The following is a 26,532-nucleotide window of genomic DNA, read 5'->3' as shown; positions in this document are numbered from 1 at the left end:
AAATTACACCGATGGGCAAGGGCAACCCATTCGTTTAATCGTTCACAATCAATTACCTCAAATCCTGCCTCAGCTAAGGCTGTAGTGACAGTTTCCTCATGATCTGTGGTAAATCCAGCTGTAATTAATAGTCCTGGTTGTGCTTGATGATGACGCAACGCTTCCCTAAAATCATCCGCAAGGGCAATATGTACCCGTGCAAAAATATTAGCAACAATTAAATCAAACGTATTTTTGGCTTCAATTTTCGACACATTATTAACAGTGTTTCCACCCATCCAATGCCCCAAATCACTGCCACATCCCAGGCTACCTTGGATCACCTGTACTTGCTGCTCTACATTGTTCAGAAATACAGTTTCCTGAGTCGCTGCTACAGCAACACTGTCATTATCTAAAGCTAAGACATTCGCCCCTAGTTTCGCGATCGCCACACTTAAAATCCCTGAACCTGAACCAAAGTCTAGCACCTGCATATTCGGGACTATGTAGCGTTCTAGCAGTCGGAGACTAACAATGGTGGCTGGATGTAAACCACTACCAAAGGCGAGAGTTTTTGGCAATTTTAAGGTGATTTTGTCTGTTATTTCAGATTCGACAGGTGTATCAGAATTGACTATAATAAATCTTGTGCCAATGGGATATAAAAATGGTTGCGGTGCATCTGTGATTTTATTTTCAACAATATTCGTCTGAATTGCTGTTGTCATTCCAGTTCGATGCAAAGGGGAAAGCAAACTGGCAATTTTTTCTACCCCTGTCCGGGCGCTAACATCGTAGGGTAAATATAACCGCATCGTCATTTTCCAATCAGAATTAGCCGAATTGGATTCCGCATATTCTGTAATATAAACATCATTAATATTAATAGTTTCTGCCAATAGTGTAAAAACCCAATCAACAGCTTCATGGGTTGTATTTAGACTTAATTCCATCCAAGACATATTATTTTCCTAAGCTGCGGCGAGGATTAGCCCACCAAGCAAATCCAAGACCAGTCACAAACATCAGCAAGCTATAAATAGCGGCCGGAATAGCCAAGGCGGGATTATTGAGCAATGTAGGGGAAGATGCGATCGCGATCGCTAAAGTCCCATTTTGAATGCCCACTTCTACTGTAATGGCCGTAGCCCGTTTTTCTCCTAATTTTGCTAAAGTAGCGATCGCAAAACCTAAAGCCATTGTCGCCACATTTAAAATCAGAGTTACCCAGCCCACAGCAATCACATAAGGAATCAAATTATCTCTGTCTTGGAGTATTATTCCAGTAAGCACCACAGACAGGAAAAATAAAGATAACCACCTTACAGGTTTATTTGCCTTTGTTGCTATTCCGGGAGCATATCGATTAACTACCATCCCTATTGCTAAAGGTAGAAGTGTCATTACCGCAATCTGCAAAACTGTATTTAGAACAGGTAACTGTAGTGTTGTTCCTGCTCCCAAAAATGTCTGCATTGCAAAATTGACAACCAGAGGAATTGTAAAAACTGTAATTAAACTACTGAAAGCTGTGAGGGTAACAGACAGAGCAACATCTCCCTCTGCTAAAAATGTGATCATATTAGAAGTTGCGCCACCAGGACAGGCTACTAAAATCATCACACCTACTGCTAATTCTGGTTTGAGGGGAAACACCGACGCAATTCCAAAGCCCACAATTGGTAACATGACTAACTGCAACACTAAGCCAATGACCACCGCTTTGGGATATATTAAAACTCGCTTATAGTCGTCTAGGGTCAAGGATAAACCCATGCCTAGCATGATGATAAATAGAGCCAAGGGCAGAAAAACAGCCGTCAGAAAATTTCCTTCCATCCTTAACCTGCATTAGTTAAAATAAAAAGCCTTTGGATATTACCATATTCAGGGATAAATCAGAATACTTACTCTTGAGTTGATACAGTTAATACCTGCGGTGGTGTCGCATCTGGGGGATAGATCAAGTCTACTTCTACTAGTCTGCGATCGCCTGGTGGCATATTCAATAAAATCAAGGGTTCTCCCTGTTGACCTCGCCTTTGCACTAAATGAGTAAACTGAGTTTTGGCATGACCTTGATCATCTCTGTAACGTACCCGCACTGAACCCCGGAAAAATACTTGCGGTGCTGTGTTCGTAAAAAAGCGTAATCCTTGTTTTACCAAATTATCTTCTTTAATTGGCGTTTGCACAGATACACTCACCCTTTGAGCATTTTCGGTATTATTATGTAGTGGCAACTGCAAACTATATTGAATCCCATAGTTACCATGAGCCATATAAGCGGTATCAGGATAACGTACCAGCATGGGCGCAGTTTGAATTTGATTTGTGCCTAAAGTACCACCATGCAAGCTACTTAAAGGATATGAAAAGGCTTGACCAGTTTGGGGAATAGTTAAATATCTCGCTTCAGGATTATCCACAACTAAGGATTTCCACTGTGAACCTTGAGCAACTCCCGCAACACGGCCATAAATTCTTCCTTGGTTGGTTGCTTCTAAAGGTGTAGGAACTCTATCCCGTGGAGTTGACAATTCACCTGTTTTGAGTAAATTTTCCCATTCTGCTAAAGTTGGGGCGCGTTCACTTCCGTCGGCATTCTGACGGGCAAATAAAGCCATACTAGCTGCATAAACAGTACCATTACTCTGCAACCGCATTAATGTAGAGCGACCATTTAAAGGTGGTGTCAGTTCTTGAACAGGTATGGGCAAATTTAATAACATCTGATTTTGCCCTGGGGGAATGACAATTTGGGCGGGGAAACTTTCTTGTCGCCTTCCTCTTAAAACATCAGACACGGCGCGATCGCCAGGCCCTGCAAAAATATTACCTAAAATATTCCGACTCGTGGCTGGTAACTGAATAAATGGCGCATCTGGTTGGCTTAAATAACTTGCTGCTTGCAATATATTCACCGTTACTGGTTCAGTTCCAGGGTTATGCAGCATGATTCCCAGATGTAATGACCTTAAATCCTCTGGTGGTTCAGCCCTCGCAACGTGATGGGCAAAAACATCAAATCGCCCGCTAAACGGATAATTTAAATGCGCCTCTGACACCTTTTTGTCATCTGGAGGAAAAGTAGAAAGTAAGATTCCTTCTTTTAATACTAATTCTGGACTATTACTATTAAATACAGGTACATTATCCAGTTGTCCCGGTAAAGGGCGAACTTCTTGGGGTTTGACCACTTCTTCCGGGGGTGGCGTAGCTGGTGCGGCTTGGGCGAGAGTTAAATTTAGTAAAAATGACAACATAATACTGAGAACATGGCTTCACCTAAGAGACGCAGACGGCTTTATGAAAGTGCCAAATTGTTAATAATTAATAAGAAATCAGCCAAGACGACGGGCAAATTTTCAGAATTTAACACCGGAACATGAACAAAAATACATGGTGTTGCCAGTTGATTTTGGCACAAGTAATTTAAAACTGCATAGTACAACCCGTTACAAACAAATTTACCGCAGTCGTGGCTAATCTCAATTGCTGTCGTACCTGCTACTAATTTTTCCAAATTAACAGTTGTCGGCAAAACACTTTCCCCACAGCTAGCAACCGCTTCCAGACTTAGTTTTGTCCTGTTAGTAGCCATGCCACAACAAATAATATAATCAGGTTGCAGTTCAGATATTGTTTGAATTACCTGTAAACTAGCCAGATGGATATCCACAGGTAAACGCCGCAAAAATTTTAAATCATGAGGGAGCAAGTCATCTTTAATCACTTCCAGTAATAAATCATCAGAAGAATTTGAGAGTTGATCGCTCAACCAAACTTCAAAAGAAGTTAATAGTATTCTTTTCGCCATAGGAAATATTATTTAGAATAGAAACACCCTCCATAATAAACTTACAAGGAGCCGGTCAATGCCAATCATTGCAGTCGTAGATTACGATATGGGAAATTTGCACTCAGTCTGCAAAGGTTTAGAAAAAGCTGGAGCAACTCCTCAGATTACTCATTCTGCTAAGGATTTAGAGATGGCAGATGCCGTAGTCTTGCCAGGAGTGGGAGCATTTGATCCCGCAGTCCAACACCTGCGATCGCGTGGTTTAGAACAACCCATTAAAGATACAATCGCATCGGGTAAACCCTTCTTAGGCATCTGTTTGGGATTGCAAATTTTATTTGAATCCAGTGCCGAAGGAACTCAACCAGGACTGGGAATTGTCCCTGGAAAAGTACGCCGATTCCGACCAGAAGCAGGCATTACTATTCCTCACATGGGATGGAATCAACTAGAGTTCACACAACGAAAAAACATTTTATGGGAGCATTTGCCAGCCGATCCTTGGGTATATTTTGTGCATTCTTACTATGTTGACCCAACTGATCCCGAAGTTCGAGCCGCAACTGTTACCCACGGTTCTCAAACTATCACAGCTGCGATCGCGCGGGAAAACTTGACAGCCGTACAGTTTCACCCGGAAAAATCTTCTAACATCGGGTTGCAAATTCTCTCTAATTTTGTTGCACAAGTCCGTGAAAAAATTGCTGCATAATCCAACTTTTTATTTGAGATTTTGTCGTTTGTTGTTTGTCCTTTGTTGTGGTTTTTTCCCTGACTGTAGAGCAATGACTAATCACTAATGACAATAAGAATTTACGGGAATCGCCAAATTAAAACCTTACCAGGGCAAACTACCAGACCCACTAGTGCGCGGGTAAGAGAAGCCGTGTTTAATATTTGGCAGGGAACAATTGTGGATTGTCGTTGGCTAGATGTGTGTACTGGTACTGGTTCAATGGGTGCAGAGGCTTTGTGTAGAGGAGCCAGTTTAGTCGTAGGAATGGAAAAATCCAGCCGAGCTAGTGTCATTATTCAACAAAACTGGCAGCAGGTAGCAGATGGTGAGCAAAAATGGCAACTCTTGCGAGGTGATGTCATTCAGCAATTAAAAAACTTATCAGGAAAGCAGTTTGACAGAATTTATTTTGATCCACCTTATGCTAGTGGATTATATCAGCCAGTCTTAGAAGCGATCGCGCACTATAATTTATTAGCTCTTAATGGTGAAATAGCCGTAGAACACAATCCCCAAAATTGGAAACCGCCAATCATACCCACTTGGGAGATATGTCGCCAAAAGGTTTACGGTAACACTGCACTGACTTTCTACAGAATTATGGATGAAGAGAATGAAGCCAAGAGTTTACTGAAAAGTTAAGTAGGGTTTGCTGTGTTTACTTTTCGTAATATAGTTTGGTTTTTCCTACCTACTTATTTTTGATTGAGAGTGTTAAAAATAATTAATACTTTGCGGAAAATTAGAGTTTTTAAACGCAAAGTCGTGCAAAATTTGACCAAATATCACTAGTTAACCAATCGACAATACTAAACCTTCACAGGCTAGTAATGCTTTGGGAAATACAGACTGAATTTCTAGTTGCACTTTGTCAAGAAAATCATCATTGTCGTCTGGATGATGTTGAGAGATAACCAACTGTTTTACAGATGCGCTGGTTGCCAAGTCTACCGCAGTTTTCCAGTGTACGTCATTTACCTCATGTTTGTCAGATGTTGGCGGGTTATAAGTAGCGTTGGCAATGAGTAAATCAGCATTTTGAATAATCTGTAAAATGCGGTCACGTTCGGCTTGATCAAGATTTTTGTGTAAATCTGTGACGTAAGCAATGCTATATTCTTCATTAGTGATACGATAGCCCAGTGATTTCTGATTTTGATTGACTAATGCTGTATTAACTGTGGCATCACCGATCTTGATCTCTTGCCCTGGAATCAAATTATAGAATTGCAATTTAGATTGCATTGCCTGTATAGGATAAGGAAACAGAGGCTGGAGCATTTGGTCACACAAACATTGTTTAATAGAAGCTCCATTAGAGGCCGCTGTACCATAAATATGAAAGCTATTTTTTGTGACAAATGCCGGAGCAAAAAAGGGAAAGCCTTGAATATGATTTGATTGGGAGTTAGTAAAAAATAAATGAGCTTCTAGGGGTTCATGTAGTTTTTGCCAAGTTCGCCCAAGTATGCGTAAACCTGTACCACCATCAAAAATCAGGTGTTGGCCTCCTACATATATTTCTATACAAGCAGTGTTACCACCATAGCGGTGGGTGCGACTGCATGGAGTGGGAATTAAACCTCTGACACCCCAGAACTTTACCAAAATTTTCTCCGTAGGATTACATGGAGGCATAATTGGCTCTTCTGATACGTAGCTTTGAGAACCCGACAGTTCAAAATTTGACATTTTTCTTGAAAGTTAGACCTTACTGAGTAAATCATCATAGTGCCGTACTTCCAAAAGTCGGTTTTTTTCGTCCACAATGACTACAGTAGGCGAGTAATTTTTTAACTCTTCTGGCGTGAACTGCCCGTAAGCCATTATAATCAAGCGATCGCCTGTAATGCCTAAACGTGCTGCTGCCCCATTTAGTTCAATTATGCCAGAATTTTCTGGGGCTGGTATTGTATAAGTAATAAAACGCTGGCCATTAGCATTATTCACTACTTGAACTTGCTCATAGGGTAAAATTCCAGCCTTGTCTAATAAAACTTGATCAATGCTGATACTACCCACGTAGTTAATGTTTGCCCCGGTGAGGGTACAATTGTGAATTTTTGCTAAAAGAAGAGTACGCTGCATTTTTTTTTACATTTTGGATTTTGCAAATCGCAACCAGCAGCAGCCGTTTGTGTCTTTGCCAGGACAGTTAGAGTTAGAAGTTAGGAGTTCAAGATCAAAACTCATAACTCACAACTTATAACTCATAACTTTTCTATTATGCTTTAGCAGCCAAGATGAATTTATCTACTAAGGCTGAAACTTTGTCAACATCTTGCCAGCCAAGAATTTGAGTTACTTTTTTCTCCAAATTTTTATAGCTGCGGAAAAATTCGGCAATTTCCTCTAAACGGTGTGGTGCTACATCTTTGAGTGATTTGACGTGAGCATAGCGGGGATCTTTGTCAGGTACACAAAGAATTTTTTCATCGCGATCGCCACCGTCAATCATTTCTAGCATCCCAATGAATCGGGCTGGAATCACACAGCCAGGAAAGGTTGGTTCATCCATAATCACCATCCCATCCAGAGGATCGCCATCATCAGCTAAAGTATTAGGTACAAAGCCGTAATCATAAGGATATCGTACCGAAGAATAAAGCACTCTGTCCAGGGCGAAGGCTTCTAAGTCCTTGTCAAATTCGTATTTATTTTTACTCCCGCCGGGGATTTCAATTAAAACATTGAGTATACCGGGTTTTGGTTGGGCAGGAATACGGGATAAGTCCACAAAAAAATCCTCTGATAACAGTAAATTCGGGTAGCACTGAGTTATAGCTCCCTCTGTAAAATTTTAAAGCCAAGATGGACTTCTTCCCAAAATATTGGTATGAATAATTGTTCAGTAACGCAAGTATATGTGAAATGCTGAGTGCTGCAAACAATAAAAAGCGCTGTGAGAACTCCCCGCAACGCTTCCGACTATTCAGACATCTATGCCTGCTGAGGCACCAAAAAACTTAAACTACACATATCTGACATCAGTTAGAAGACAATACAGATTCAGATAATGCCGGGTTAACTACACATCCAAAATATCAAATCACAAGGTGTTTTCTCCTTCTGCGAGCGAACTTGCTGTGAAATGCTACTTGCAACTGTTGTTTAGTTTCCACTTCTTGGTAGTGTATAGGTTCGGGGTTGCGGGTTGTTTGAAACATCAGTCGAATAGTGGGCAATGACAAACACAGGTAGTATTAGAGTCACTAGAGCGATCGCCGTTCCCACAATGTCTGCCAAACGATGGGAATATGTATCGGGAGGTTTGGCAGACTGGCTATTTGCGTCCATACAAATTTGAAATTCGTCACTTTTTTTGGAGGTTTACTCTCTAAAAGAGAGTGTTGATGCTATTCTAACCATTTTTTCTCTGTCAACTATGTAGCAGCCAAAAAGTTCAACCAGCCTGGCAAGTGTCATAATAGCCAGTTTATAACTGCTATTTTTGATACAAAATCAGAGAAAAACATTGGTATCTGGAGTTGGTGGCTAATAAGTTACATTTTTAATCTGTAATTTGTGACTTACAGGTTAAAAACAGGTTAAGCATGAGCATGATAAATCACTTTTTCATCCGAGCATAGATTAATAATTAAAGTGTATTCAGAAACCATGATACTATTGTAACATCTTGAAATAGCCTTAACAGGCTAGTTGAGCGACAGTTATAATCACCGAAATTTTACATAAAATATAAATATTTTTTTTACAATATACCTTGAATGAAATTCTTGGTATTACAAAATCATGATCATTGTGTAAATCTGACTATAAGCAACATTAAGTAATCAGAAAAAGTCCAGTTATCACAGCTATGTGTAAGTAATTTACGTAGCGATCCCCATCAAAAAAATCTTTCCGCCTCATCAAAGCTCAACCTGAGTAATACTACTTCCTTTTTGTCAATCTATATAAAGGTAGATACCACATTGAGCCTGTCATCCCATTGCTTAGTGAGACTAAGCTGAATTCCTTTCTTCTGTTCTTTGCGTCTTTGCGCCTACCCTGCGGGTTCCGCTTGCGGTATGCGTGAGATGTTAAAGTGTGGTTCATTTACCTGAAAATCGCTGTAAATTACAATAAACTCTTGTGTGGAGGGCAAAGATGCCCGCCCATACCAGTAATTCCATTACCGCAACTTATAAATTTCTCCCCTATCAACCAATATTGGTCTAACATATTATTATGTTTATTTTTAAAACAAAAAGGGTTTAACAGATACAATCATTCGTTCTAACTCAGTTTTATTATGTATGAGAAGGGGATGTCCCCATAATTCATTCTTGTTTTCAGAGCAATCTTTAGCAAGTGCTTCTCCAATAGCCTCAAATTTTTTTTGAATGTCTTTCTTAAGACTCTCTGGATTAGATTTTACTCCCAAAATGAAAACTCTACTTTTTAGATGCTCCGGAATATGGCTTTCTACATAACTGAACCTATCTTCACGCTCATCAAAATCAACAAGTAAAAGCATCATGCTCTGTGGATATTTTTGCATTTCAGAGACATAAACATTTGTAAATTTGCTCACAACTTTTGGCCAACCGTCTGCAATTGGTAGGATTTGAATAGCAAGATAATTCACGTTTAAATCTTGAATAAATCCGTTAGCAATCTGGCGATTAGCATCATCTTCCGGGAAAACAATCAGGTGCGGTATATACCTATTTATACTCATAATTCTATATCGCCACAAATTAAGGCACTTATCAAATCCCCTGGAATAGATATATCACTAAGCGGTCTAATTAAAGTAGGCTCTAAGTGACTTTTTCGATCAAGCACAAAGGTATTCTCATTAGAAAACTTGCGGATAGCTTCAGGGTTATGAGAAGTTGCTAAAATTTGTCCACTGTTCTTAAATGAGCGTCGCAGTGATGTAATGAAATGTCCAACCTCTGAGATAGAAAGATAGTTATCCGGCTCATCCCAAAAGCAAAAAAGTGGTCCATAGAACTTATTAGCTGCTAACACCACCGCGCAGAGAAAAAAGCATTTCTCCCCATCAGATAAGTCTTCAAAGTTCACACTAAGATTTGCATTATTTTCTTCAAATCTAACAACCAAGCTTTTGAAGTCTTTACCAATAAGTTCATTGAGAAAATCTTGAAAGTCTGGCATAATTTCTCGCAGATATTTGTCAACCTCTCTGTAAGCAGCAGGATATCTACCAAGTAACCCAGAAAACCACTCGCCAATATTTGAACCATCCCACTTTGGTTCTAAAGTTTCGCCATAGGAATCTCCAGTCATTAAGCTGGGAATTGGTGCTAAAATAATGATATGAGCCAGCCAAGTCTTGAAAGTGTGAAGCGGATCAATTTCAGATTGCTCTTGAATCAGTGGAAGGGCTACCAAATGCCAATCGACTAAAAATTGAGCTTCCCGATTCTGGAAGGTAGAATAAAGATTAACCTGGGCTTCTTTTCGAGAGTAAAGTATATTGTTATCAACTAATAATTCCTCTTCAAAAACTCGCAGTTCTTTAAATTTTTCTGGTAGCTCTAAAGCTAGGATATATTTATATAATTTATCTGCTAATAATACTTCTATTTCCAACCGAATAGGAACATCAGACCGCCCACGAGCGAAATCTTTAGAATGCACAAGTTGTCCAACTCTATTAATACCTCTACCAATAGATTGAAGTACCTCTAACGCTGAGGAAATAGTTGATTTACCAGCACCATTTTTGCCAATTAAGAGAGCAGATGACATCTCTTTCATGGTAAGTTCAAAGTTTTCTAGACATCTATAGTTGTGTATATATAATCTTTGCAGCATATTAGAAATATTCCCTCAGTGGGAAGTGAAGAAATTTTTAGATACACCTATTATAAGTTCAGACAGGCGATTTCTTAGAGAGAACCCCGCCTGTGTTTTTGCTATTTTTCATCACCTTAGTCGTGTCAGTCCAGTAACCCACCACAAATATTGATGGTTGAAGGTGGGTAGGTTGCAAACAAGTTCTTACCCTATGCGCCTAACCCACCCTACGATTGCTGGAGTGATTCGGTAAAATTTACGACTCTAGCCTTTACCATAAACACTCATCGGTTCCTTGAGAAACTTAATATAAAGATGCTTAAACGTAGACTTAATCACACGAGGCATGGCAAAATCAATTGGCATTAACTTATCTGGTAATTGCCAATCTTCAATTTTGAGTAAATCAGGTTGTAAATGGGGAAATTCTATCTCAGCTAATTCAGGACAAACGCCCAACCTTTGAGACGCTGCAACTGTGGGAACTTGTTCGGGTGGGACATTGAGAATTTCTACTACTGCCCTATCTAAAGCAAATACATCGGCTGCGGCTGCTAAAATACCTAAATCACGAGGTTCGCCACCACTGGGTCCATTACCTTCATGACCAATAATGCCATCTAAAATAGTTAAATTGGGATTAATTGCTCTGGCAGTTTCTACTAACATTTCACCAAATCTGTTAGCATCTTTCCCCGCTTCCATGTGCCACCAAGCTTTCATTTTACCAGGAACGCAACCAAACAGATTTTTTACCCCCATTGTTAATGTCAACTGCATATGTGATTTGACTTTGGGTAAATTAATCACTACATCTGCTTCCATTGCTTCTTTGCATAGTCGCAGGTGATTAAAGTCTTCGTTGACGGTTTGGTAACGCTTACCGTGAAACTCAATGATAGGTATATGCAATTCTTCTAAAAGCGGGAGATAGCCGTTGGCTTCTGCGACTCCTTTAGCACTACCAAAGGCGGGACTGTCGCCTAAAAATGGCTTACCACCAGCTGCTATGACCATCTGGGCGACTTCATAAACCAGTTCTCGCCGGGTTGTACACTCTTTAGTCGGGCGGGAACCTGTGAGGAGATTGGGTTTGAGTAATACTCTATTTCCTGGTTTGACAAAGGCAGACATCCCCCCCAAAGGTTCCAGCAAGGTGACTAATGATGCTCGTAAAGCCTCGCTTTCGTAGGAGGTAGCCCGAATCAGACTGACTGATGGTTTTTGTGTCTGCATGGATAATATATTGGATTAATAAATATAATATGTTTAATTATATGAAGAAATTGGCTTTTGTGTGTGGAAGTATGGATTAGTTTAGCGCAAAGGCGCAGAGACGCAAAGAATAAGAGTTTGGGAGAGGGGAAATTTTTATACTTCCTGCCATTCTTTAGTCGTGGGGGTAGTTAAATCTTCAAAATACTTGACTTTACCACGCATATTTTTAAACAATTCTTCAGTTGTAGGAGTTTTTTGATATTGAGAAATCCTCACTACTGGGTTAGTTCCATCAGTAACTAAAATTTCTTCACCTTCTAATTGTACAAGTTGCAAAAATTCTAGTAAGTTAGCTTTTAATTGACTCTTATCAATTTTTTTCATCCTGGCATAATTAGCTATGTCAACTACTATATAGTAGCAAATCTGAAGAGCATACCCCAAACCAATATTACTGGGTTGGTAAAGTTTTGGCTGGGGTTTACCTGTCTAACTTTCGTAATTGGTATTTAATGATGAATTACGAATTATGCAAGAGGAACAATTACACTCATTTGTTCTAAGTTGAGGACGGTTGCTAATTCCGCTTCACTCATTAATCCTCGTTCTAATACTATTTGTCTGAGAGATTTACCTGTTTCTAAAGATTCTTTAGCTACAGCAGCAGCGTTTAAATATCCGATGTGGGTGTTCAGTGCGGTGACTAATGCTAAACTACCTTCGGCGTAAGCTAAACAGCGTTCTTTATCGGCGGTAATTCCTGCAATACAGCGTTCGGTGAGGGTGTCGATGGTGTTACCGAGTATTTCAATGCTGTGAATCAAATTATAGCCAATTAGCGGCATCATCACGTTCAATTCTAATTGTCCGGCTTGGGCTGCTAAGGCGATCGCACTATCATATCCCATTACCTGAAAGCATACCATTGATGTCATCTCTGCCATGACTGGGTTATATTTACCCGGCATAATTGAGGAACCTGGTTGGACTGGGGGTAGTTGAATTTCTTTAAAACCAGTTTTGGGGCCTGAGTCCATTAACCGCAAATCATGGGAAATTTTGACTAAATCCTGTGCTAAGTTGCGTAAAGCCCCGGAAACGTTGACAAAAGGAGCCATACTCTGCATTGCAGCCATTAAATGGGGTGCTGGTTCTAAGGGTGATTCTAGAAATTGGGCAATAACTTCCACCACACGGGCGCGATACTGGGGATGTGTATTCATTCCTGTACCAGCAGCACTACCACCTAAACCCAACACCATTAAATCCCCAGAGGCTGTATAGATGCGGTTTTGATGTTCTGATAATATCTGCGCCCAAGCCCGGAAGTTCTCCCCTAAACGCACAGGTACAGCATCTTGTAGGTGGGTTCTGCCAGATTTGACGATATGTTGAAATTCTACAGCTTTGTTTTCTAAAGATGCGATCGCCTTTTCTAAAGCTGGCTGTAATGTGTGGGTAAGTGCTAATAAGCCACCAACGCGGATAGCTGTGGGAATCACATCATTGGTAGACTGTCCGTAGTTTACATGGTCATTGGGGCTAACCCGTTTGTAATTACCCTTTTCATCGCCGAGAATTTCTAAGGCGCGATTTGCCAAAACCTCATTAACATTCATGTGGTGAGAAGTTCCCGCACCCGCTTGATAGACATCAACCACAAACTGATCTCGTAAATTTCCCGCCAGGATTTCATTAGCAGCTTGGATAATTGCTTCACTGATATCCTGGGGAATACAACCTAATTCGCCGTTGACTATGGCGGTAGCTTTTTTAATAATCAGACAAGCATCTACGTAAGTAGGTAAAGGCTTAATGCCGCTAATTTGGAAGTTTTCTACTGCCCGTAGTGTTTGAATGCCGTAATAAGCGCTACTGGGAATTTGGCGATCGCCCATCGAATCCCGTTCAATCCGAAAATCTGTATTTTCAGTCATAGTCTTGTTTTCATCATCTCAAAATACAGATCATGCCATGCAAGTACCCTAAAATCCTAATCTAAAAATTTTTATAACTGTATGCACTGGAATGAAGTACATCATAGCCCCATCCTCGCTTGCGGGGGTTGGGGGTGGGGTTCTTAGGTAATCAGCTAAAATATTAGACAGCATAGTTCAATCATTATTATGGGAATTGAAGAATTATTACTACCATTTGGGGAAGATATATTAAATATTGCAGCTAAATATGGTGCATATAATATGCGGGTTTTTGGTTCAGTTGCTAGAGGTGAAGCAACACCAGATAGTGATGTATATTTTTTAGTAGAACTTCAACCACAAAGTAGTTTATTTGATTACATTGCTTTAATGCAGGATTTAGCAACATTGCTAGGAAGAAAAGTGGATATTGCTGAACCTAATAATTTACATGAATTAATTAGAGATAAAATATTAAGTGAAGCCGTGCCATTATGAAAGATGAGCGGTTATATTTAAGCAGTAGCAAATTCTGTTAAACCTCGTTTACTAGGATGATGGAAACCCAAAACAATATCACTTTGAGGTATTCCGGCTGATAGTAAATCATCAACCACACATAAATTAGTTGCATCTTCTTCTACCCAAACCTTACCATTTTTAATGCAAATATAGATAATAATATGCTGTATCTGCTTCTTATCTTCCCAACCGAAACGAAACCAAATATATTGATCTCTGGCTTCATCAATAGCTAAACGGTCACTAACCTCAAATTCACTATTTTTTAAAACTTGAGTATTAGTCATTTCGTAATATTCAGTCAGGATATTTTTGATAATATTCCGGGTTTGTTGATGTTTATTTGTGCTTTATTTTCATCCCATTCAAATTCTACCCTCATATAAACCTATCATTCAAATTTGTATCATTAAAATTACACTTGATGTTGAACTGTTATCTGTTAACTGCTATAGAGATTTATACATCATTAGCAACTCTTGATACTCGGTTAGCAGAAGCAGCGACTCGTTGTGGTGTTAGTTTGCTTGTTTTTGATTAGTATTACTTAACCTATAGGTAGAGAATAGAAGGGAAAAGCACGAATAAAAATATAACTTACAATTAATTCAACTCCTTCAATAATTCCTGTACATTTTGATAACCTTGGGTATCGCCTTGCTGTTGATAGAGTTGTTTAGCAGTTTGTAAATCTTTAATGGCTTGTTGTTTCTTTCCTTGTAAGACATAAGCTACTCCTCGAAGACTATAAGGTGCAGCAACTTGAGGATTAATAGTAATTGCTCGATTAAAATTATGAATTGCTTCCGCTAATTTATTTTGCTGAAGATAATTACGTCCTCGATAAGTGTAAGTTAATGCAAAATTAGGATTGATAGTATCTGCAAGTAGAGGATTAATTTGCAAGGCTTGGGTAAAATCAGCAATAGCTAACTCAGTTTTTCCTTGCTTATGGTAAGCAAGCCCACGATTATTGTAAGCTTCTGTAAGTTGAGGATTAATGGTAATAGCTTGAGTATAATCAGCAATAGCTAACTCTATCTTTCCTTGCTCACTATAAGCATTTCCACGATTATTGTAAGCATTTGCATATTGAGGATTAACAGTAATAGCTTGGGTATAATCAGCAATAGCTAACTCAGTCTTTCCTTGATCATCATAAGCATTCCCACGATTATAGTAAGCATTTGCAAATTGAGGATTAACAGTAATAGCTTGGGTAAAATCAGCAATAGCTAACTCAGTCTTTCTTTGATCATCATAAGCGACCCCACGATTATAGTAAGGTTCTGCAAATTGAGGATTAATGGTAATAGCTTGGGTATAATCAGCAATAGCTAACTCAGTCTTTCCTTGATCATCATAAACAACCCCACGATTATAGTAAGGTTCTGCAAATTGAGGATTAATGGTAATAGCTTGGGTATAATCAGCAATAGCCTGGTCATGTTTTTTCAATTCACCAAATATTTCTCCCCGCACTTGATACAGTAAAAAATCATCTATATTGTCTTTTTTAGCTTCCGTAATCCCTTGATTCAGTGCCGACAAGGCATCTTCATATTGTTTTAATATTTGAAAAATCCAACCCTTTGATAAATAGGAACGATAAAAACTTGGTTGTTCTCTAATTGCTGCATTGATAGCAGCTAAAGCAAAATCATATTTTTCCTGTCCCAGCCAAATCCAAGCAACATTATAAAAAGCTTGCCAAGAATTTGGATCTTTGCCAATGGCATTTTCCATCGCTGTAATTGCATTATCCGTCTGATCAATGCGCCATAATTGAATCCCATAATTCAGCCAATCTTTACCACTACCATTCAAAGGGTCAGGTGCTGAAGAATTTGGTACTAATGCTAAAATAAAAGAGTTAATATCAAATGATTTTGGTTCATCTTTAGCAACAGTTAATTTAGCTTGGGGTAACTGCCATAATCCATCCTTTTGATAGAATAAAAAACTTTCAATAGACAAACCCAAACTATATCCTAAAACATCCGTTTCAGCAAAATTATGAATACCAACTAATCTCCCCTCTGTATCCCAAATCCCCCCGCCACTCATTCCTGAATGACCTTCATTTGTATATGCTAATTCATAACCTCTCGGTTTTGCCCAAAAATCTCTAACATCTGCATTTCCCATAAATCCCACACTAAACAAAGAAGGATGATTTTTTTCGTGATTTTTCCAACCATAGAGAAAAACCACTTCATCCTTTAACTCATAATCACCCAAAGTAGCAACTTGATATTTCTGAGAACTACGAAACTGTAAAACAGCCATATCAAGTCCCTGTCTGGTGCGAATAGTCTGATTATCCACCTCATATACTTGTTTATCAGGTGCAACAACTTGATACTTCTGTTTATCTTCCACCACATGAAAGGCAGTTAACACATAATAAACATCATTATCCTGAGCAATAATAACCCCGCTACCAATACCACCATCAGCCTTTTTAATCTGCACCGAAGACTGTTTAGCAATAGCTAAAACCTCAGCCGGAACACCACCATTTTTAACTATTACCCTCTCAGGAAACAAAGCTAAATCAGGTGCAGCTTCATCGACTAAATTAATCGCAATACCCCAACTATAATTATCCCATTCATTTAAAGTCTTCTCATCAGGTTGTTGATTATTTGCATAGCGAAAATCATTTTGTAAAACCGGACGAGCAATTTTACTATTAATTCCCACCAAATTACCCGCTTGATTAATTATCGCTCCGCCACTCATCCCCTGTTTAATATCATTGTCATAACCAATTTGATGACCTTTAATTAAAGCCTCATTCAAAAATAATTTAACTTCACCTTTTGTAGTTTTAAAATTCCCCTTAACATATCCTCCAGCCAACACCCTTTCCCCTGGTTTAATATCCTCTTCCGCCAGTCCCGCCACAAGATAAATATTTTTACTACTAAAACTCAACTTAGCTAAATCATATAAATCATCATCTTGATTATCTTGTCTATCTAACTTCACAGATTCAGCATCATAAACTTGATTATCTGGAGTCACAACTTGCACAGATTTAGCATTTTCCACCACATGATAATTAGTCAGAACCGTATAAAAGCCATTTTGGTTTTTAATAATAGTACCTGAACCAGCTTCACGGTCATCAACAATAACTTTAACCGTAATTTCCTTTAATATATTTTCTAATTCCTTATCTGATAGCACCCCTGATTTCTGCGCGAATAGGGAAGAACTGCAACCAGTGATAACAATAGGTGAAACAGGAAATAATAAAACAAAAAACAAGAATAAATGCGAAAAATTGCGTAAATTCATAGATAGTACACCTGATATAAATATCCTAAATAAACTGTCTTAACTTCTTCTCTTGGCGACCTTGGCGACTTGGCGGTTCGATAAATTCATATAAAAAATTAGGATGTAGGTTGGGTTAAGCAGCATAACCCAACCTACAATTGTTATTGATGAGATTGATTTTGTTGTAACCAATCCTCTAAATCTTTCAAAACAGCGAAGTCCAATAAATCCTCAGCTAAAGTTTCTACCTGTTCAATAGATAACTGCGGAATTTTTGCTAATGACACATCAGGAACCTCACCGAAGCGTCGCTTTAATTGTCGTATAACCAGGGAAACCGCTTCTTTTTTTGATGCTTCTTCCTTCCATTCTCTCACAGCCCTTGGTTCTTCTGTTATCGGTCCTAACATCATTTCTATTTCTTCTCTGCTTAATTTCATGATTTTGTAAACTTTATTTATTCTGATTAAACACCCGAAAAATATCAATAGGACAAGATAAACGATAATTGTTTACCGCACAAAAAGAATTTTGATATGCTAAAGAAGCATCACCATTTAGCACCGCAGAAAATTCCTTTAACTCTTTATCAGCATCATCTGCTTCTAACAATGTTAAAATCAGAGTATGACAATCTTTTCCAGTAGTCGTGCATAAAGATTTATATTGTTTGAGATTATCAGCTTCTGAATAACCCCAAGTTAAATTTTTCAAACTTCCATTATCATAAGCTTCTTGTAACCGGGGAGTTACTTCATTACATCTGCGTTGAGGAGGAAACCCAGCCTTCACAAAATCTGTCCGTCTCCACTGTATTAAGTCTTGAGTTCTCCCCCCATTTTTGACTCTGGTTACATACTCTCCATTACCGTCTCTTTCACAAGAGAAAATCACCTGTTCCGGTTTTTCACACCCTATCAATACAAGATTTAAGCTAAATAAACTAATAAGTAATACCAAAACCAGTATTACTAGATAAAATATCTGTAATTTTGTAACGTTCTCTGAGAATAGTCCCAATTTGTAAAATTTTATTCATAAAATGCCATGGTTTTACGAGACATCTACAATAAATTATACAATGCAATAAATAATTTGTCGTAAATAATTGCAGGTTTGTAGTCATGACTTTAATCCTGAATTAAGGGCTAAAGCCCTTACTACGAGCTAAATTACAATATTTTGATATTGCTGCACATATTTTACACTTGCGTTTTAAGTAAGCTGAGTTTAGGGTAAACTGGAAGTTAAATACTGGGAGGTAGAAAGATTATGGTAAAAACACCAATTCGTAATTTAACTTTAGCAGAATTTTTACAATTACCAGAAACCGAACCAGCCAGTGAATATATCAACGGCGAAATTATTCAAAAACCTATGCCCCAAGGTAAACATAGTAGATTACAGCTTCACTCAGCTAATGTAATTAATCATGTGGTAGAACCGCAAAAAATCGCTTTAGCTTTTCCAGAATTGCGCTGTACATTTGGCGATCGCTCTATTGTCCCAGATGTGGCAATATTTGCATGGGGAAGAATCCCGGTTGATGAAAAAGGCAATATTGCTAATGTGTTTAATACCTATCCAGATTGGACAATTGAAATTTTATCTCCGCAACAAAGTACAATAAAAGTTACTAGAAATATTTTACATTGTTTAAATCATGGTACTAGCTTGGGTTGGTTAATTGACCCAGAAGAATATAATGTTTTAGTTTATCCCCATAACCAGCAACCAATATTTTTAGAAAACGAACAAGATATATTACCTGTACCCGAATTAGTCGGTGATTTACAGTTGACATTAGGGCAATTATTTGATTGTTTGAAATTATGAATTTACCCAACACGATTACTTTTTCTCGACTTCTGGGAATACCGTTTTTACTTTATGGTTTATATAATCCCACACCCGCAGCCAGATGGATATGTTTAACAATATTTTTAGTCGCAGCTTTAACTGACTGGTTGGATGGTTATTTGGCGCGAAAACTTAACCAAATTACTGATTTGGGTAAATTTCTCGATCCTTTGGTGGATAAATTGCTGGTACTTGCGCCGTTATTGGTGTTAGTGGAATTAGGAAAAATTCCCGCTTGGGGCGTGTTTGTGATTTTAGCACGGGAATTGGCGATCGCAGGTTGGCGGGTAAATCAAACTACAATCACAGGGGCGAATATTTGGGGTAAACTCAAAACAGTGAGTCAGATCATAGCCATATCGCTGTTAATTGCACCTTTATCTCTAGCTTGGCAAACTCCCACCTTAACAGCCTTTTGGTTATCTGTGGCTTTTACGGTGATATCTGGAGTCATTTATCTCATACCACCAAAAAAGCAAGAAAGTGTGTAATCTGAAACAACCCATTACACAAACACTATACGCGCAAGATTTGTGCTTGTGGTGGTAAAATACTGCAAATTATTAAAAATGCTAAAAAAGGGGTAAACGTTGAGATACCACTAATGAGTAGCACCAAAATTCACTTAGTTGTTGGCATTCATAACGTTACCCTCACAGTGTTTTATACTGAAAAAGATGATTCCTGGCAGTTTCGGTTGCTGAGTCCAGGTGGTGCAGTGTTTGGTGAACGCAAGCTTTACTTTACGGCTGAAGCCGCCGAGAAAGCAGCACGAGAGTGGATGAAAGAAGGCAATTGAAAACGTAAAATCAATTTTTTGTCTCAGCCAGTCCTGCCAAATGAAAAGCCAGATTCTTCAGCGCCATGTCAATTTCAGAACTGTAAGGAATGCTGCGCCATCTGGGAGTAGTGGCATTGTCCATTGCAGTTGTTTCCAGGTATTCAGCAACAACCATCAGTTTTTCGGGATCTGTTGTGGCTGTGGCCAAACTTTCTAAAAATTCTTGAGATGTCATGGATTTTCCACAAATAGGTAACAGGATGAAAATTTCATTGCTGCTACGAGAATAACCATTGCACCATCATTAATCTGTTCATCATACTCATGTTTCCCAAGCCTCATGAACCACGATATCTCACAAAACTCCCAACCTTTTCCTCAAAATATTCAACCACTTGATTGTGATTGGGATAGTCATTAATACAGAAAATGTATTGTAATCATAGTTGGACTGCTGACTACAAAAGACTTCGCCTGTGTGCCAATCGAGTTTAGAAACATCAACGGCAATTATTTAGTCCTAAACCATGAGCGAGTTGAAGAATAATTCGCAAATAAAAAATGGTATACCTTTATGCTTATACACAAACTAAGTCGTCATCTACTACTAACAATTAACCTCAGTACGATTTTTTTGTTCCCAATCATACCCTCCCTAGCAGAAACATCCCCAGTCCCATCGCCTTCAGATGCACCTTTAGAACTTGCCTTATTAACCCAGCCGAATAGTACAGTAATCACAGCCAATACCATTAACCCAGAAGGACTAACTACACCTAGTTTATGGTGGGAAAAAGAAAATTCAGAAAACAAACTGTTAGATAATTGGATAGCATATCCAGCTAACGAAAAAGAACCAGGCAGGGTAGACCTAATAGTAAATCAGCAAATTTGGAACTTACTAGATTATCTAGAACGCTACGACTTTGTAAATCGCTTGGGTAGCAGTGCTAGAAAGGACGGTTATAATGTTAGAGTTTTCGATTATCAGCAAAACCTTTTGGCAACTTATACCTGTAATTTTGTCACAACTCCAACATCATGTCGGATTCAGATGAATAATCAAAATAGGTTAAGATTATTACGCTCTTTCTAGAAATCAGTCAAACTAATTCCTACTCTTGCTTAATTTTGGCAAACAAAGTCTCATACTGCTTCATTGCTGATGGAGGTAAAGCAAGCAGAAATTCACTTTTGTCAAAAACTGCATGATTACTCTGTAACAAGTTTCTCAGTGGTTCTTGCATATCTGATTGGGCAATATTAGAAATAATTGGTGAATTACTTCTAGTTAGTACAGAAATTTGTTTAGCAATGTCTGGTTGCCAACAAAAATCAATCCACTGTGATGCAAATGTATCTTTTTTTCGTCCTGTGGGGCGTACCCATAAATCTGCCCACATTGCTGTTCCTGATTTCGGAACCACTGCGGCTAGTTGGGGATAACGTGACAGAATGGGGATAATATCGCTTGACCAACCCACAGCTAACCAAGTATCTCCAATAATTAGCGGTTCTAAGTAATTATTGGAACTGTATAATTTTACCTGTTGGTTTAATGTCCGTAGTTCATTTTCTAAGTCTGCTATGGTATCAAGATTTTCTGTATTGTAGGATTTTCCCAACTTTTTCAAAACCAGACCAATGACTTCTCTAGATTGATCCAGTAAAGAAATGCGCTGTTGCAATCCATCTCGCCACAAATCACTCCAATCCTCCGGTGTCCAACCCAAACTCTGTAACTTTTGACGATGATAAACAATCATTGTACTACCCCAACGGTAAGGAGCAGCCCAAACATTGCCTTGAGTATCCAAATTACCTTGATTATCGCGTTTTACCAGTTGTTGCCACCTTTCATTTAAAGTAGACCATTGTTTTAATTGATTGACTTCTGTCTCTTCTAATGGTTGAATTAGTTTCTGTTCAATAGCTGCTTTGAGCCAGTAATCTCCTAATGTCACTAAATCAGATACAACTTTCGGCTGGGATTTTCTAAATGGTATAAAGCGATTCCAAAATGGTTCATCAGTGGTTGTTGATTTATTTTGCCAACCTTGCAATTGTTTAAACAAATCCGGTATTTGCTCAACTGGGGAAAAATTTAATTGTACCTGTTGCTGTAAACTTTGGCGAAATTTGCGAACTATCTGACTGGGGATAGAACCTCGTAATAACTGGATATTGAGTTGCGTCTGGTTGCTGTTGCCACAACCAACCAACATTTGCGAAAGTGCCAGCCCACCGGCACTCATTAAAAATGACCGTCGATTGAGAGATTTTGGATGTGAAATTGGAAATTTTTGGTTATGCATAAATTAAATAAATAGATCCAATTAGAGGCTAAGTGCTTATTTAATCCTATTATCGTCATAATACGGAAAAGCCTGAGCATTGGTTGACTGCGGAACATTATTTGGAAAATAACTGCTAATAATTTCAAGTTTATCAACAAGCATCATCGATAATACTGATAAAAATAATTAAGTAAGATTGTATACAAATAATATTTAATTGATTATATAGCGGTTTTCATAAAAGTGAGAACAGTATTCATAGCTTGGGGTTCTTGATTTAGTCGTGGGTTTACAGACACATATACTCAATTACCAATAAGAATTTTCATAAACCCGCCTCTCCTGGCTGTATAATCAGCAGGCTGCTTAATGCCCCGCTACCGCTATAAGCGCAGGGCTTTACACGACACAATTATTGAAAAATTAAATAATTCAGAAGTATAGCTAATATCACCTGTAAATTGAATAACATAAGGAAAATATACGGATAAGGGTATTAAATGGAGCCATTACAAACACAGATTCTGACTTTAAGTGATAAACTTGATGCCCTCTGCCAAGTAATTGAGCAACTTGATGATAAAGTCGCTCAAGCTTTCTCGGAATGTTCTTTAGCAAATACACAAGCAAAGAATAATGAAAAAAATAATGATGTCAACAGTTACCAGTTAAAAAAACATATTAATTTCAATCCAGAACTGGAACACAAGGATGTATTGACAGATGGTATGTCTCTAGACATAAATCGGCAAGGTAGCGAGCATAACTTAACCCCAGAAATTCAAATACAACGACTAACAGCACAATTAACGGCAGCATATAATCGCATTGCGGCTTTAGAAGAACAATTAATGAAAGTTAGAACACATTAAATTATTCATTGTCAATATCACCAAAACTCGGCGACAGTTTTTTGTTAATGGCAACTTTTGGGTTTTCATTGTCAATTAATCTGTCACGGTTTAATTCTTGCTTGACTTTATTTAGGGTTTGCTGTTCGCGTAGCGTACCGTTAGGCATAAAAGTTTTGTCGTGGAGGTAGGGAACGGGGAACAGCTATCTGTCATCCCCCAATTTTCTGATTTATTCAATCCAAAATTCACACTTTTGATGCTACATCCTTCAAAAACCTTGTACCTAGTTTTGGGTTTATCAGCCTCAAACCTTTGATTTATCTGGGTTTTACATTGATTCAGCCAGCCCTATTTAAAGATATTAATTTATGAACAACCTTTAAGTTGATCTAGTTGAGCTTCAATGGCTGTTAAAAGCTGATTTTGTTGCCAATTTTGACTGAGATAAGCAGCTATGCAAGCGGCTCCAGCCCCTACACCTTCTTTGACAAAGCCTTGCTCATAAGCTTGGAGTTGGGAATAACGAGAGTTAGCAAAACTTAACTGAGTCGCAATTAGGGGAGGGATTGTTTTACCTAAGCTCAAAGCTAAGTCAACGGTATTACCAGTGGGATCTTCTGCTACCCATCGGGTAGTACCTACGACGACTGCGCCTGGTTGCCAAGATAAGCTATAAGCATCAGCGATCGCACCCATTAAAGCATAAACGGCCAGCATTTGTGTACCACCCGCCAGCATAACACCACAACTGCGGCTAGCTGCGATCGCCATTCCTGCCACCACCACCTGCATCGGATCACCTACCGCAGCCACAACTGCCAAGGGGTCTAATAATTTACCCCCTCCAGATACCCTCATCCTCTCCAGTCCACCTTGTACCACTGCCCATTTTTGTGTATGATTACAAACAGGATGACTACTATTGACTTTTCCCGCAGCATCTATTCCTAAACCAGTTAAAATTGCCAGAGCGGTTGTAGTCCCTCCGACAACGCACTCACCTAAAATTACATATCCTGCTTGAATATTAGTAGCCAGGCGTTCTCCCCACAATAACCCTTGCTTCAGCAAATGGTGTACATTTGTGATTTCCATAGCATCACCTGTACTTAAACACTTAGCTGGAGAGCCACCCAAATCAATGACTGGCACAGCCGGAGGTTGAGGTAAGCCAGCATTAAACACATAAACTGGAATATTCAGCGCCTCAACTACAGCACGAGAAATTAGTACAGGTGAAGCCCCCGCAGTTAATGGTGGTAAGGGATAAAGGGGTTTTCGTCCTGCTCCATAATATAAAAACTCAGCATCAGCACAAGCTGTATACCTTCGAGCTGCTGGAGTACTACCAGCTGCTGAAATGCCAGGAATTAGACCAGTGTCAGTAAAACCTAAAACACAGGCAAACACAGAGACACAATCCCTATACTGAGCAATCCATTTTTCACCTTGTTCTATTTGCGTATAAATACGAATCAATTATTCAACCTTCATAATCCATAAGAACCTGTACCCATTGAGGCGGACGGGGAATAGGATTTCCCAAACGATCCAACAATAGCCATGCTGCCAGGTGTACCATAAACAGATAAATCAAGTTATTGAACACAATTAAGACTACTGCTCCTATTTGGACTAAAAATATACTAGGACTAGCTAATAATTGCAGCCTCAGAAATGCCCACTCTATCATTTCTGTTACTTGGTTAATCACATAAACCCATAAGTCTTCCCCTGACAACACAGACAGCAACCACAGCCGAAAAAACACTCCTAATGTACCCAAGAGTGTACCCAAGGTGATAGATACAATCCAGGGAACACGACGATGCCATGTCGCGCCTAAAAGCACACCCATAAAAGCAAAAGGCATAACAAATAATAGACTCCGAACTGGCCCCATCAGCACTGATAGCAGCAACCCCGAAGTCACAGCAGCCATCCAAGCTGCTCTTTTGCCCCAGCGCAGGTAAACTAAAGCGATTGGGACAGGAAAAAATATCCGTAATAGCGGCCCCAAAGGAAAATAAAAATTAATAAACCAAATCAAGCTAGCTGCACTGGCTAAAAATGCTGTTTCCACCATTCGTAAGGGCGCATCAACTTTTAGTCTAGGTTGCCGCAACTGCTCTGGCTCTAACTGTTGGTTGAGAAATTCAGGAGATGGATTTTCATCTGGTAGAGAATCTGAAATGTTCATTGTGAAAAAATTTTGAACGACTTTGCCCCCAGTCCTCCGCTAGAGTCAGTCATGGAAATCAATGACGTGTACTTTAGATAATCGTCTTTTCCAGGGCTGACAAATCAGGAATACAAATTGTGTCCGGGTATCTTGTAATCAACCCTTTTTTTTCTAGCCTTGTTAAGACTCTGGTCACTGTTTCCCTCGCCAGTCCACTCAAACTACTCAATTCCCGGTGAGGTAAATTGGGAATTTCTGTACCAGTTTGCCCTTTTTTTCCCTGTCCTTCTGCCAAGAATAACAAAGTGTCTGCGACTCGTGACTGACTATCAGATTCTCGCAATCGCAAGCGGCGGTTTACTTGTCGTAAGCGTCGAGCCATCAATTGTGACAATCTAAGTCCTGCCAAGGCTTCTGTCTTAAGTAATTTGACAAAATCCTGAGAGGGGAGACTGCCAATCATCGTCGGAGCCAAGGTAATCACATCAGTGGAGCGAGGGACTTCATCTAACGCCGCCATTTCACCAAACAATTCCCCTTTACCAATAATATTCAGTGTTACCTCTTTACCTTCCATGTTGTAAGTACGAATCTTTACCCAGCCATCTAATACAAAATATACAGAACCGCCCCAGTCGTTCTCTAGTAAAATCACTTGATTGGCTGGGTGTGTGCGAGTAACAAGATGGATAAGAGCTATTTCTATAGCAGCTTCTGGCAACCCTTCAAAAAAGGGAGCATTCATTATCCAGGGATTGCTGGTTGCTTGTAAGCTATATTGGTCTTCCATTACGGCATATTTATTGAAGCTGTTATATGTAAACAAACCAGATGCTATATTCAGCTTAAGCTATCAAACCACCATCCCTTTCACCAAAAAAAATAGGCTGTATTACACCAAAAATATCCAAGATTGTTGTTGATTTGCATGGGAGAAGGAAACAAAAAGGCAGTAATACAAATGTACTGAGTCAGATTAAAAGATCAAATAGGAACTTTATAGCCTATGGGTGAGAATTGCTTAAATCTTTTGCACGCAGTACGTTATGACTTCTGGGAGGACTTTTGGAGTCAACTGCATGGCAAATTTTCTGACCAGACAATTTAAATAACCAATATCAATGATACTCAAGATAGTTAATTTTTGCTAATGTAATGTTTCTATTTGTTTACCAAGAGCAGAAATTAAGTAAAAAATGCTCCCTTGCCATTTAGCCACTGGTTAGCTACATTAATTGCTCATGTAGGCGAAAAACTTTGGCATTTTTGGATGTTTTTATCACTAGACACGTCCGAGAAGCTGTAACATCACGTGTATG

General features: G+C 38.9%; 30 protein-coding genes and 1 pseudogene. 8 read left to right on the top strand and 23 right to left on the bottom strand.

Features of this window, described 5'->3' with window-relative positions:
• The 4 genes from VB654_RS04275 to VB654_RS04260 form a co-directional block, all read right to left on the bottom strand.
• A partial coding sequence (locus tag VB654_RS04275; protein ID WP_323212236.1) for a 50S ribosomal protein L11 methyltransferase occupies nt 1-944 on the bottom strand: 944 nt, incomplete at its 3' end.
• A 1-nt stretch (nt 945) separates the two neighbouring features.
• Entirely contained in the window at nt 946-1,821 is an 876-nt protein-coding gene (locus tag VB654_RS04270) for a bile acid:sodium symporter family protein (RefSeq protein WP_323212234.1), read from the bottom strand.
• Between the two features lie 68 nt (nt 1,822-1,889).
• Nucleotides 1,890-3,248, bottom strand: coding sequence for a DUF3370 domain-containing protein (locus VB654_RS04265; RefSeq protein ID WP_323212232.1), 1,359 nt, complete (start codon nt 3,246-3,248; stop codon nt 1,890-1,892).
• A gap of 41 nt (nt 3,249-3,289) precedes the next feature.
• On the bottom strand, nt 3,290-3,802 hold the full coding sequence (locus VB654_RS04260) for a peptidase C15 (RefSeq protein WP_323212231.1): 513 nt from the start codon (nt 3,800-3,802) through the stop codon (nt 3,290-3,292).
• 58 nt (nt 3,803-3,860) lie between these two features.
• Here VB654_RS04260 and hisH point away from each other — a divergent pair, with 58 nt between their 5' ends.
• A complete protein-coding gene (hisH, locus tag VB654_RS04255) occupies nt 3,861-4,496 on the top strand; it encodes an imidazole glycerol phosphate synthase subunit HisH (RefSeq protein WP_323212229.1) in 636 nt (211 codons plus the stop codon).
• A gap of 87 nt (nt 4,497-4,583) precedes the next feature.
• Nucleotides 4,584-5,162, top strand: a complete 579-nt coding sequence (rsmD, locus tag VB654_RS04250) for a 16S rRNA (guanine(966)-N(2))-methyltransferase RsmD (RefSeq protein ID WP_323212228.1) — start codon at nt 4,584-4,586, stop codon at nt 5,160-5,162.
• Nucleotides 5,163-5,312: 150 nt separating this feature from the next.
• On the opposite strand, the gene VB654_RS04245 is transcribed toward rsmD, so the two are convergent.
• The 9 genes from VB654_RS04245 to VB654_RS04205 all read right to left on the bottom strand — a co-directional run bounded on the left by VB654_RS04245 (nt 5,313) and on the right by VB654_RS04205 (nt 13,447).
• Nucleotides 5,313-6,212 carry an MBL fold metallo-hydrolase gene (locus VB654_RS04245; protein WP_323212227.1) on the bottom strand — a complete coding sequence of 300 codons (900 nt, stop codon included), beginning with the start codon at nt 6,210-6,212 and terminating at the stop codon, nt 5,313-5,315.
• Between the two features lie 12 nt (nt 6,213-6,224).
• Entirely contained in the window at nt 6,225-6,608 is a 384-nt protein-coding gene (gene panD, locus VB654_RS04240; protein ID WP_323212226.1) for an aspartate 1-decarboxylase, read from the bottom strand.
• A 136-nt stretch (nt 6,609-6,744) separates the two neighbouring features.
• On the bottom strand, nt 6,745-7,257 hold the full coding sequence (locus VB654_RS04235; protein ID WP_323212224.1) for an inorganic diphosphatase: 513 nt from the start codon (nt 7,255-7,257) through the stop codon (nt 6,745-6,747).
• Nucleotides 7,258-7,631: 374 nt separating this feature from the next.
• On the bottom strand, nt 7,632-7,817 hold the full coding sequence (locus VB654_RS04230; RefSeq protein ID WP_323212223.1) for a hypothetical protein: 186 nt from the start codon (nt 7,815-7,817) through the stop codon (nt 7,632-7,634).
• A gap of 904 nt (nt 7,818-8,721) precedes the next feature.
• Nucleotides 8,722-9,204 carry a hypothetical protein gene (locus tag VB654_RS04225; RefSeq protein ID WP_323212221.1) on the bottom strand — a complete coding sequence of 161 codons (483 nt, stop codon included), beginning with the start codon at nt 9,202-9,204 and terminating at the stop codon, nt 8,722-8,724.
• Nucleotides 9,201-10,310, bottom strand: coding sequence for an AAA family ATPase (locus tag VB654_RS04220; RefSeq protein ID WP_323212219.1), 1,110 nt, complete (start codon nt 10,308-10,310; stop codon nt 9,201-9,203). The genes VB654_RS04225 and VB654_RS04220 overlap by 4 nt, the downstream gene beginning before the upstream one ends.
• A gap of 246 nt (nt 10,311-10,556) precedes the next feature.
• A complete protein-coding gene (locus tag VB654_RS04215) occupies nt 10,557-11,528 on the bottom strand; it encodes a DUF362 domain-containing protein (RefSeq protein ID WP_323212217.1) in 972 nt (323 codons plus the stop codon).
• 135 nt (nt 11,529-11,663) lie between these two features.
• The gene (locus VB654_RS04210) at nt 11,664-11,894 is read right to left on the bottom strand and encodes a prevent-host-death protein (protein WP_323212216.1); all 231 of its coding nucleotides are present in this window, start codon (nt 11,892-11,894) and stop codon (nt 11,664-11,666) included.
• Between the two features lie 143 nt (nt 11,895-12,037).
• Nucleotides 12,038-13,447 carry an aspartate ammonia-lyase gene (locus VB654_RS04205; protein WP_323212214.1) on the bottom strand — a complete coding sequence of 470 codons (1,410 nt, stop codon included), beginning with the start codon at nt 13,445-13,447 and terminating at the stop codon, nt 12,038-12,040.
• Between the two features lie 189 nt (nt 13,448-13,636).
• On the opposite strand from VB654_RS04205, the gene VB654_RS04200 reads away from it, so the two are divergent.
• Nucleotides 13,637-13,927, top strand: coding sequence for a nucleotidyltransferase family protein (locus VB654_RS04200; RefSeq protein WP_323212213.1), 291 nt, complete (start codon nt 13,637-13,639; stop codon nt 13,925-13,927).
• Between the two features lie 17 nt (nt 13,928-13,944).
• On the opposite strand, the pseudogene VB654_RS04195 reads toward VB654_RS04200, so the two are convergent.
• The 4 genes and pseudogenes from VB654_RS04195 to VB654_RS04180 form a co-directional block, all read right to left on the bottom strand.
• Nucleotides 13,945-14,283 (bottom strand): annotated as a pseudogene (locus VB654_RS04195) (element excision factor XisI family protein); the annotation flags it as partial.
• 271 nt (nt 14,284-14,554) lie between these two features.
• Nucleotides 14,555-17,146 carry a tetratricopeptide repeat protein gene (locus tag VB654_RS04190; protein WP_323212211.1) on the bottom strand — a complete coding sequence of 864 codons (2,592 nt, stop codon included), beginning with the start codon at nt 17,144-17,146 and terminating at the stop codon, nt 14,555-14,557.
• 254 nt (nt 17,147-17,400) lie between these two features.
• Entirely contained in the window at nt 17,401-17,679 is a 279-nt protein-coding gene (locus VB654_RS04185) for a DUF4351 domain-containing protein (RefSeq protein WP_323212209.1), read from the bottom strand.
• Between the two features lie 13 nt (nt 17,680-17,692).
• The gene (locus VB654_RS04180; RefSeq protein WP_323212208.1) at nt 17,693-18,199 is read right to left on the bottom strand and encodes a COP23 domain-containing protein; all 507 of its coding nucleotides are present in this window, start codon (nt 18,197-18,199) and stop codon (nt 17,693-17,695) included.
• Between the two features lie 312 nt (nt 18,200-18,511).
• Between VB654_RS04180 and VB654_RS04175 the strand changes: the two genes are divergently transcribed.
• The 3 genes from VB654_RS04175 (at nt 18,512) to VB654_RS04165 (ending at nt 19,898) form a co-directional block, all read left to right on the top strand.
• Complete coding sequence (locus VB654_RS04175; protein ID WP_323212207.1) at nt 18,512-19,075, top strand: Uma2 family endonuclease; 564 nt, start codon at nt 18,512-18,514, stop codon at nt 19,073-19,075.
• Nucleotides 19,072-19,590 carry a CDP-diacylglycerol--glycerol-3-phosphate 3-phosphatidyltransferase gene (gene pgsA, locus VB654_RS04170; RefSeq protein WP_323212206.1) on the top strand — a complete coding sequence of 173 codons (519 nt, stop codon included), beginning with the start codon at nt 19,072-19,074 and terminating at the stop codon, nt 19,588-19,590. The genes VB654_RS04175 and pgsA overlap by 4 nt, the downstream gene beginning before the upstream one ends.
• Nucleotides 19,591-19,703: 113 nt before the next feature.
• Entirely contained in the window at nt 19,704-19,898 is a 195-nt protein-coding gene (locus tag VB654_RS04165; RefSeq protein ID WP_323212205.1) for a hypothetical protein, read from the top strand.
• Between the two features lie 10 nt (nt 19,899-19,908).
• Here VB654_RS04165 and VB654_RS04160 read toward each other — a convergent pair whose 3' ends face one another.
• Nucleotides 19,909-20,115, bottom strand: a complete 207-nt coding sequence (locus VB654_RS04160) for a hypothetical protein (protein ID WP_323212203.1) — start codon at nt 20,113-20,115, stop codon at nt 19,909-19,911.
• A gap of 339 nt (nt 20,116-20,454) precedes the next feature.
• Between VB654_RS04160 and VB654_RS04155 the strand changes: the two genes are divergently transcribed.
• The gene (locus tag VB654_RS04155; protein WP_323212202.1) at nt 20,455-20,976 is read left to right on the top strand and encodes a hypothetical protein; all 522 of its coding nucleotides are present in this window, start codon (nt 20,455-20,457) and stop codon (nt 20,974-20,976) included.
• Between the two features lie 19 nt (nt 20,977-20,995).
• Here VB654_RS04155 and VB654_RS04150 read toward each other — a convergent pair whose 3' ends face one another.
• The gene (locus VB654_RS04150; protein ID WP_323212201.1) at nt 20,996-22,195 is read right to left on the bottom strand and encodes an extracellular solute-binding protein; all 1,200 of its coding nucleotides are present in this window, start codon (nt 22,193-22,195) and stop codon (nt 20,996-20,998) included.
• A gap of 482 nt (nt 22,196-22,677) precedes the next feature.
• Here VB654_RS04150 and VB654_RS04145 point away from each other — a divergent pair, with 482 nt between their 5' ends.
• Nucleotides 22,678-23,049 (top strand): hypothetical protein, encoded by a 372-nt coding sequence (locus VB654_RS04145; RefSeq protein WP_323212200.1) that lies wholly within the window; start codon nt 22,678-22,680, stop codon nt 23,047-23,049.
• A gap of 1 nt (nt 23,050) precedes the next feature.
• On the opposite strand, the gene VB654_RS04140 is transcribed toward VB654_RS04145, so the two are convergent.
• The 4 genes from VB654_RS04140 to VB654_RS04125 form a co-directional block, all read right to left on the bottom strand.
• Entirely contained in the window at nt 23,051-23,197 is a 147-nt protein-coding gene (locus tag VB654_RS04140) for a hypothetical protein (RefSeq protein ID WP_323212199.1), read from the bottom strand.
• Nucleotides 23,198-23,397: 200 nt separating this feature from the next.
• A complete protein-coding gene (gene cobT, locus VB654_RS04135) occupies nt 23,398-24,510 on the bottom strand; it encodes a nicotinate mononucleotide-dependent phosphoribosyltransferase CobT (protein ID WP_323212198.1) in 1,113 nt (370 codons plus the stop codon).
• A gap of 4 nt (nt 24,511-24,514) precedes the next feature.
• Nucleotides 24,515-25,231 carry a DUF2232 domain-containing protein gene (locus VB654_RS04130; RefSeq protein ID WP_323212197.1) on the bottom strand — a complete coding sequence of 239 codons (717 nt, stop codon included), beginning with the start codon at nt 25,229-25,231 and terminating at the stop codon, nt 24,515-24,517.
• 73 nt (nt 25,232-25,304) lie between these two features.
• On the bottom strand, nt 25,305-26,003 hold the full coding sequence (locus VB654_RS04125; RefSeq protein WP_323212195.1) for a Crp/Fnr family transcriptional regulator: 699 nt from the start codon (nt 26,001-26,003) through the stop codon (nt 25,305-25,307).
• Nucleotides 26,004-26,532: the final 529 nt, after the last annotated feature.

It is taken from the genome of Nodularia sp. UHCC 0506 (assembly GCF_034931045.1).
GTDB lineage: Bacteria > Cyanobacteriota > Cyanobacteriia > Cyanobacteriales > Nostocaceae > Nodularia.
This window is presented reverse-complemented; position numbering and strand designations above follow the sequence as displayed.

Bases quoted from the DNA above. Each gene is read 5' to 3' on its own strand.
- VB654_RS04245 (WP_323212227.1), bottom strand. From the start codon at position 6,212: ATGTCAAATTTTGAACTGTCGGGTTCTCAAAGCTACGTATCAGAAGAG.
- VB654_RS04175 (WP_323212207.1), top strand. From the start codon at position 18,512: ATGGTAAAAACACCAATTCGTAATTTAACTTTAGCAGAATTTTTACAA.
- VB654_RS04230 (WP_323212223.1), bottom strand. From the start codon at position 7,817: ATGGACGCAAATAGCCAGTCTGCCAAACCTCCCGATACATATTCCCAT.
- VB654_RS04150 (WP_323212201.1), bottom strand. From the start codon at position 22,195: ATGCATAACCAAAAATTTCCAATTTCACATCCAAAATCTCTCAATCGA.
- panD (WP_323212226.1), bottom strand. From the start codon at position 6,608: ATGCAGCGTACTCTTCTTTTAGCAAAAATTCACAATTGTACCCTCACC.
- VB654_RS04215 (WP_323212217.1), bottom strand. From the start codon at position 11,528: ATGCAGACACAAAAACCATCAGTCAGTCTGATTCGGGCTACCTCCTAC.
- VB654_RS04155 (WP_323212202.1), top strand. From the start codon at position 20,455: ATGCTTATACACAAACTAAGTCGTCATCTACTACTAACAATTAACCTC.
- VB654_RS04165 (WP_323212205.1), top strand. From the start codon at position 19,704: ATGAGTAGCACCAAAATTCACTTAGTTGTTGGCATTCATAACGTTACC.
- VB654_RS04270 (WP_323212234.1), bottom strand. From the start codon at position 1,821: ATGGAAGGAAATTTTCTGACGGCTGTTTTTCTGCCCTTGGCTCTATTT.
- VB654_RS04160 (WP_323212203.1), bottom strand. From the start codon at position 20,115: ATGACATCTCAAGAATTTTTAGAAAGTTTGGCCACAGCCACAACAGAT.
- pgsA (WP_323212206.1), top strand. From the start codon at position 19,072: ATGAATTTACCCAACACGATTACTTTTTCTCGACTTCTGGGAATACCG.
- VB654_RS04260 (WP_323212231.1), bottom strand. From the start codon at position 3,802: ATGGCGAAAAGAATACTATTAACTTCTTTTGAAGTTTGGTTGAGCGAT.
- VB654_RS04130 (WP_323212197.1), bottom strand. From the start codon at position 25,231: ATGAACATTTCAGATTCTCTACCAGATGAAAATCCATCTCCTGAATTT.
- VB654_RS04220 (WP_323212219.1), bottom strand. From the start codon at position 10,310: ATGCTGCAAAGATTATATATACACAACTATAGATGTCTAGAAAACTTT.
- VB654_RS04125 (WP_323212195.1), bottom strand. From the start codon at position 26,003: ATGGAAGACCAATATAGCTTACAAGCAACCAGCAATCCCTGGATAATG.
- VB654_RS04265 (WP_323212232.1), bottom strand. From the start codon at position 3,248: ATGTTGTCATTTTTACTAAATTTAACTCTCGCCCAAGCCGCACCAGCT.
- VB654_RS04140 (WP_323212199.1), bottom strand. From the start codon at position 23,197: ATGCCTAACGGTACGCTACGCGAACAGCAAACCCTAAATAAAGTCAAG.
- VB654_RS04200 (WP_323212213.1), top strand. From the start codon at position 13,637: ATGGGAATTGAAGAATTATTACTACCATTTGGGGAAGATATATTAAAT.
- VB654_RS04205 (WP_323212214.1), bottom strand. From the start codon at position 13,447: ATGACTGAAAATACAGATTTTCGGATTGAACGGGATTCGATGGGCGAT.
- VB654_RS04145 (WP_323212200.1), top strand. From the start codon at position 22,678: ATGGAGCCATTACAAACACAGATTCTGACTTTAAGTGATAAACTTGAT.
- VB654_RS04185 (WP_323212209.1), bottom strand. From the start codon at position 17,679: ATGAAATTAAGCAGAGAAGAAATAGAAATGATGTTAGGACCGATAACA.
- VB654_RS04225 (WP_323212221.1), bottom strand. From the start codon at position 9,204: ATGAGTATAAATAGGTATATACCGCACCTGATTGTTTTCCCGGAAGAT.
- hisH (WP_323212229.1), top strand. From the start codon at position 3,861: ATGCCAATCATTGCAGTCGTAGATTACGATATGGGAAATTTGCACTCA.
- rsmD (WP_323212228.1), top strand. From the start codon at position 4,584: ATGACAATAAGAATTTACGGGAATCGCCAAATTAAAACCTTACCAGGG.
- VB654_RS04210 (WP_323212216.1), bottom strand. From the start codon at position 11,894: ATGAAAAAAATTGATAAGAGTCAATTAAAAGCTAACTTACTAGAATTT.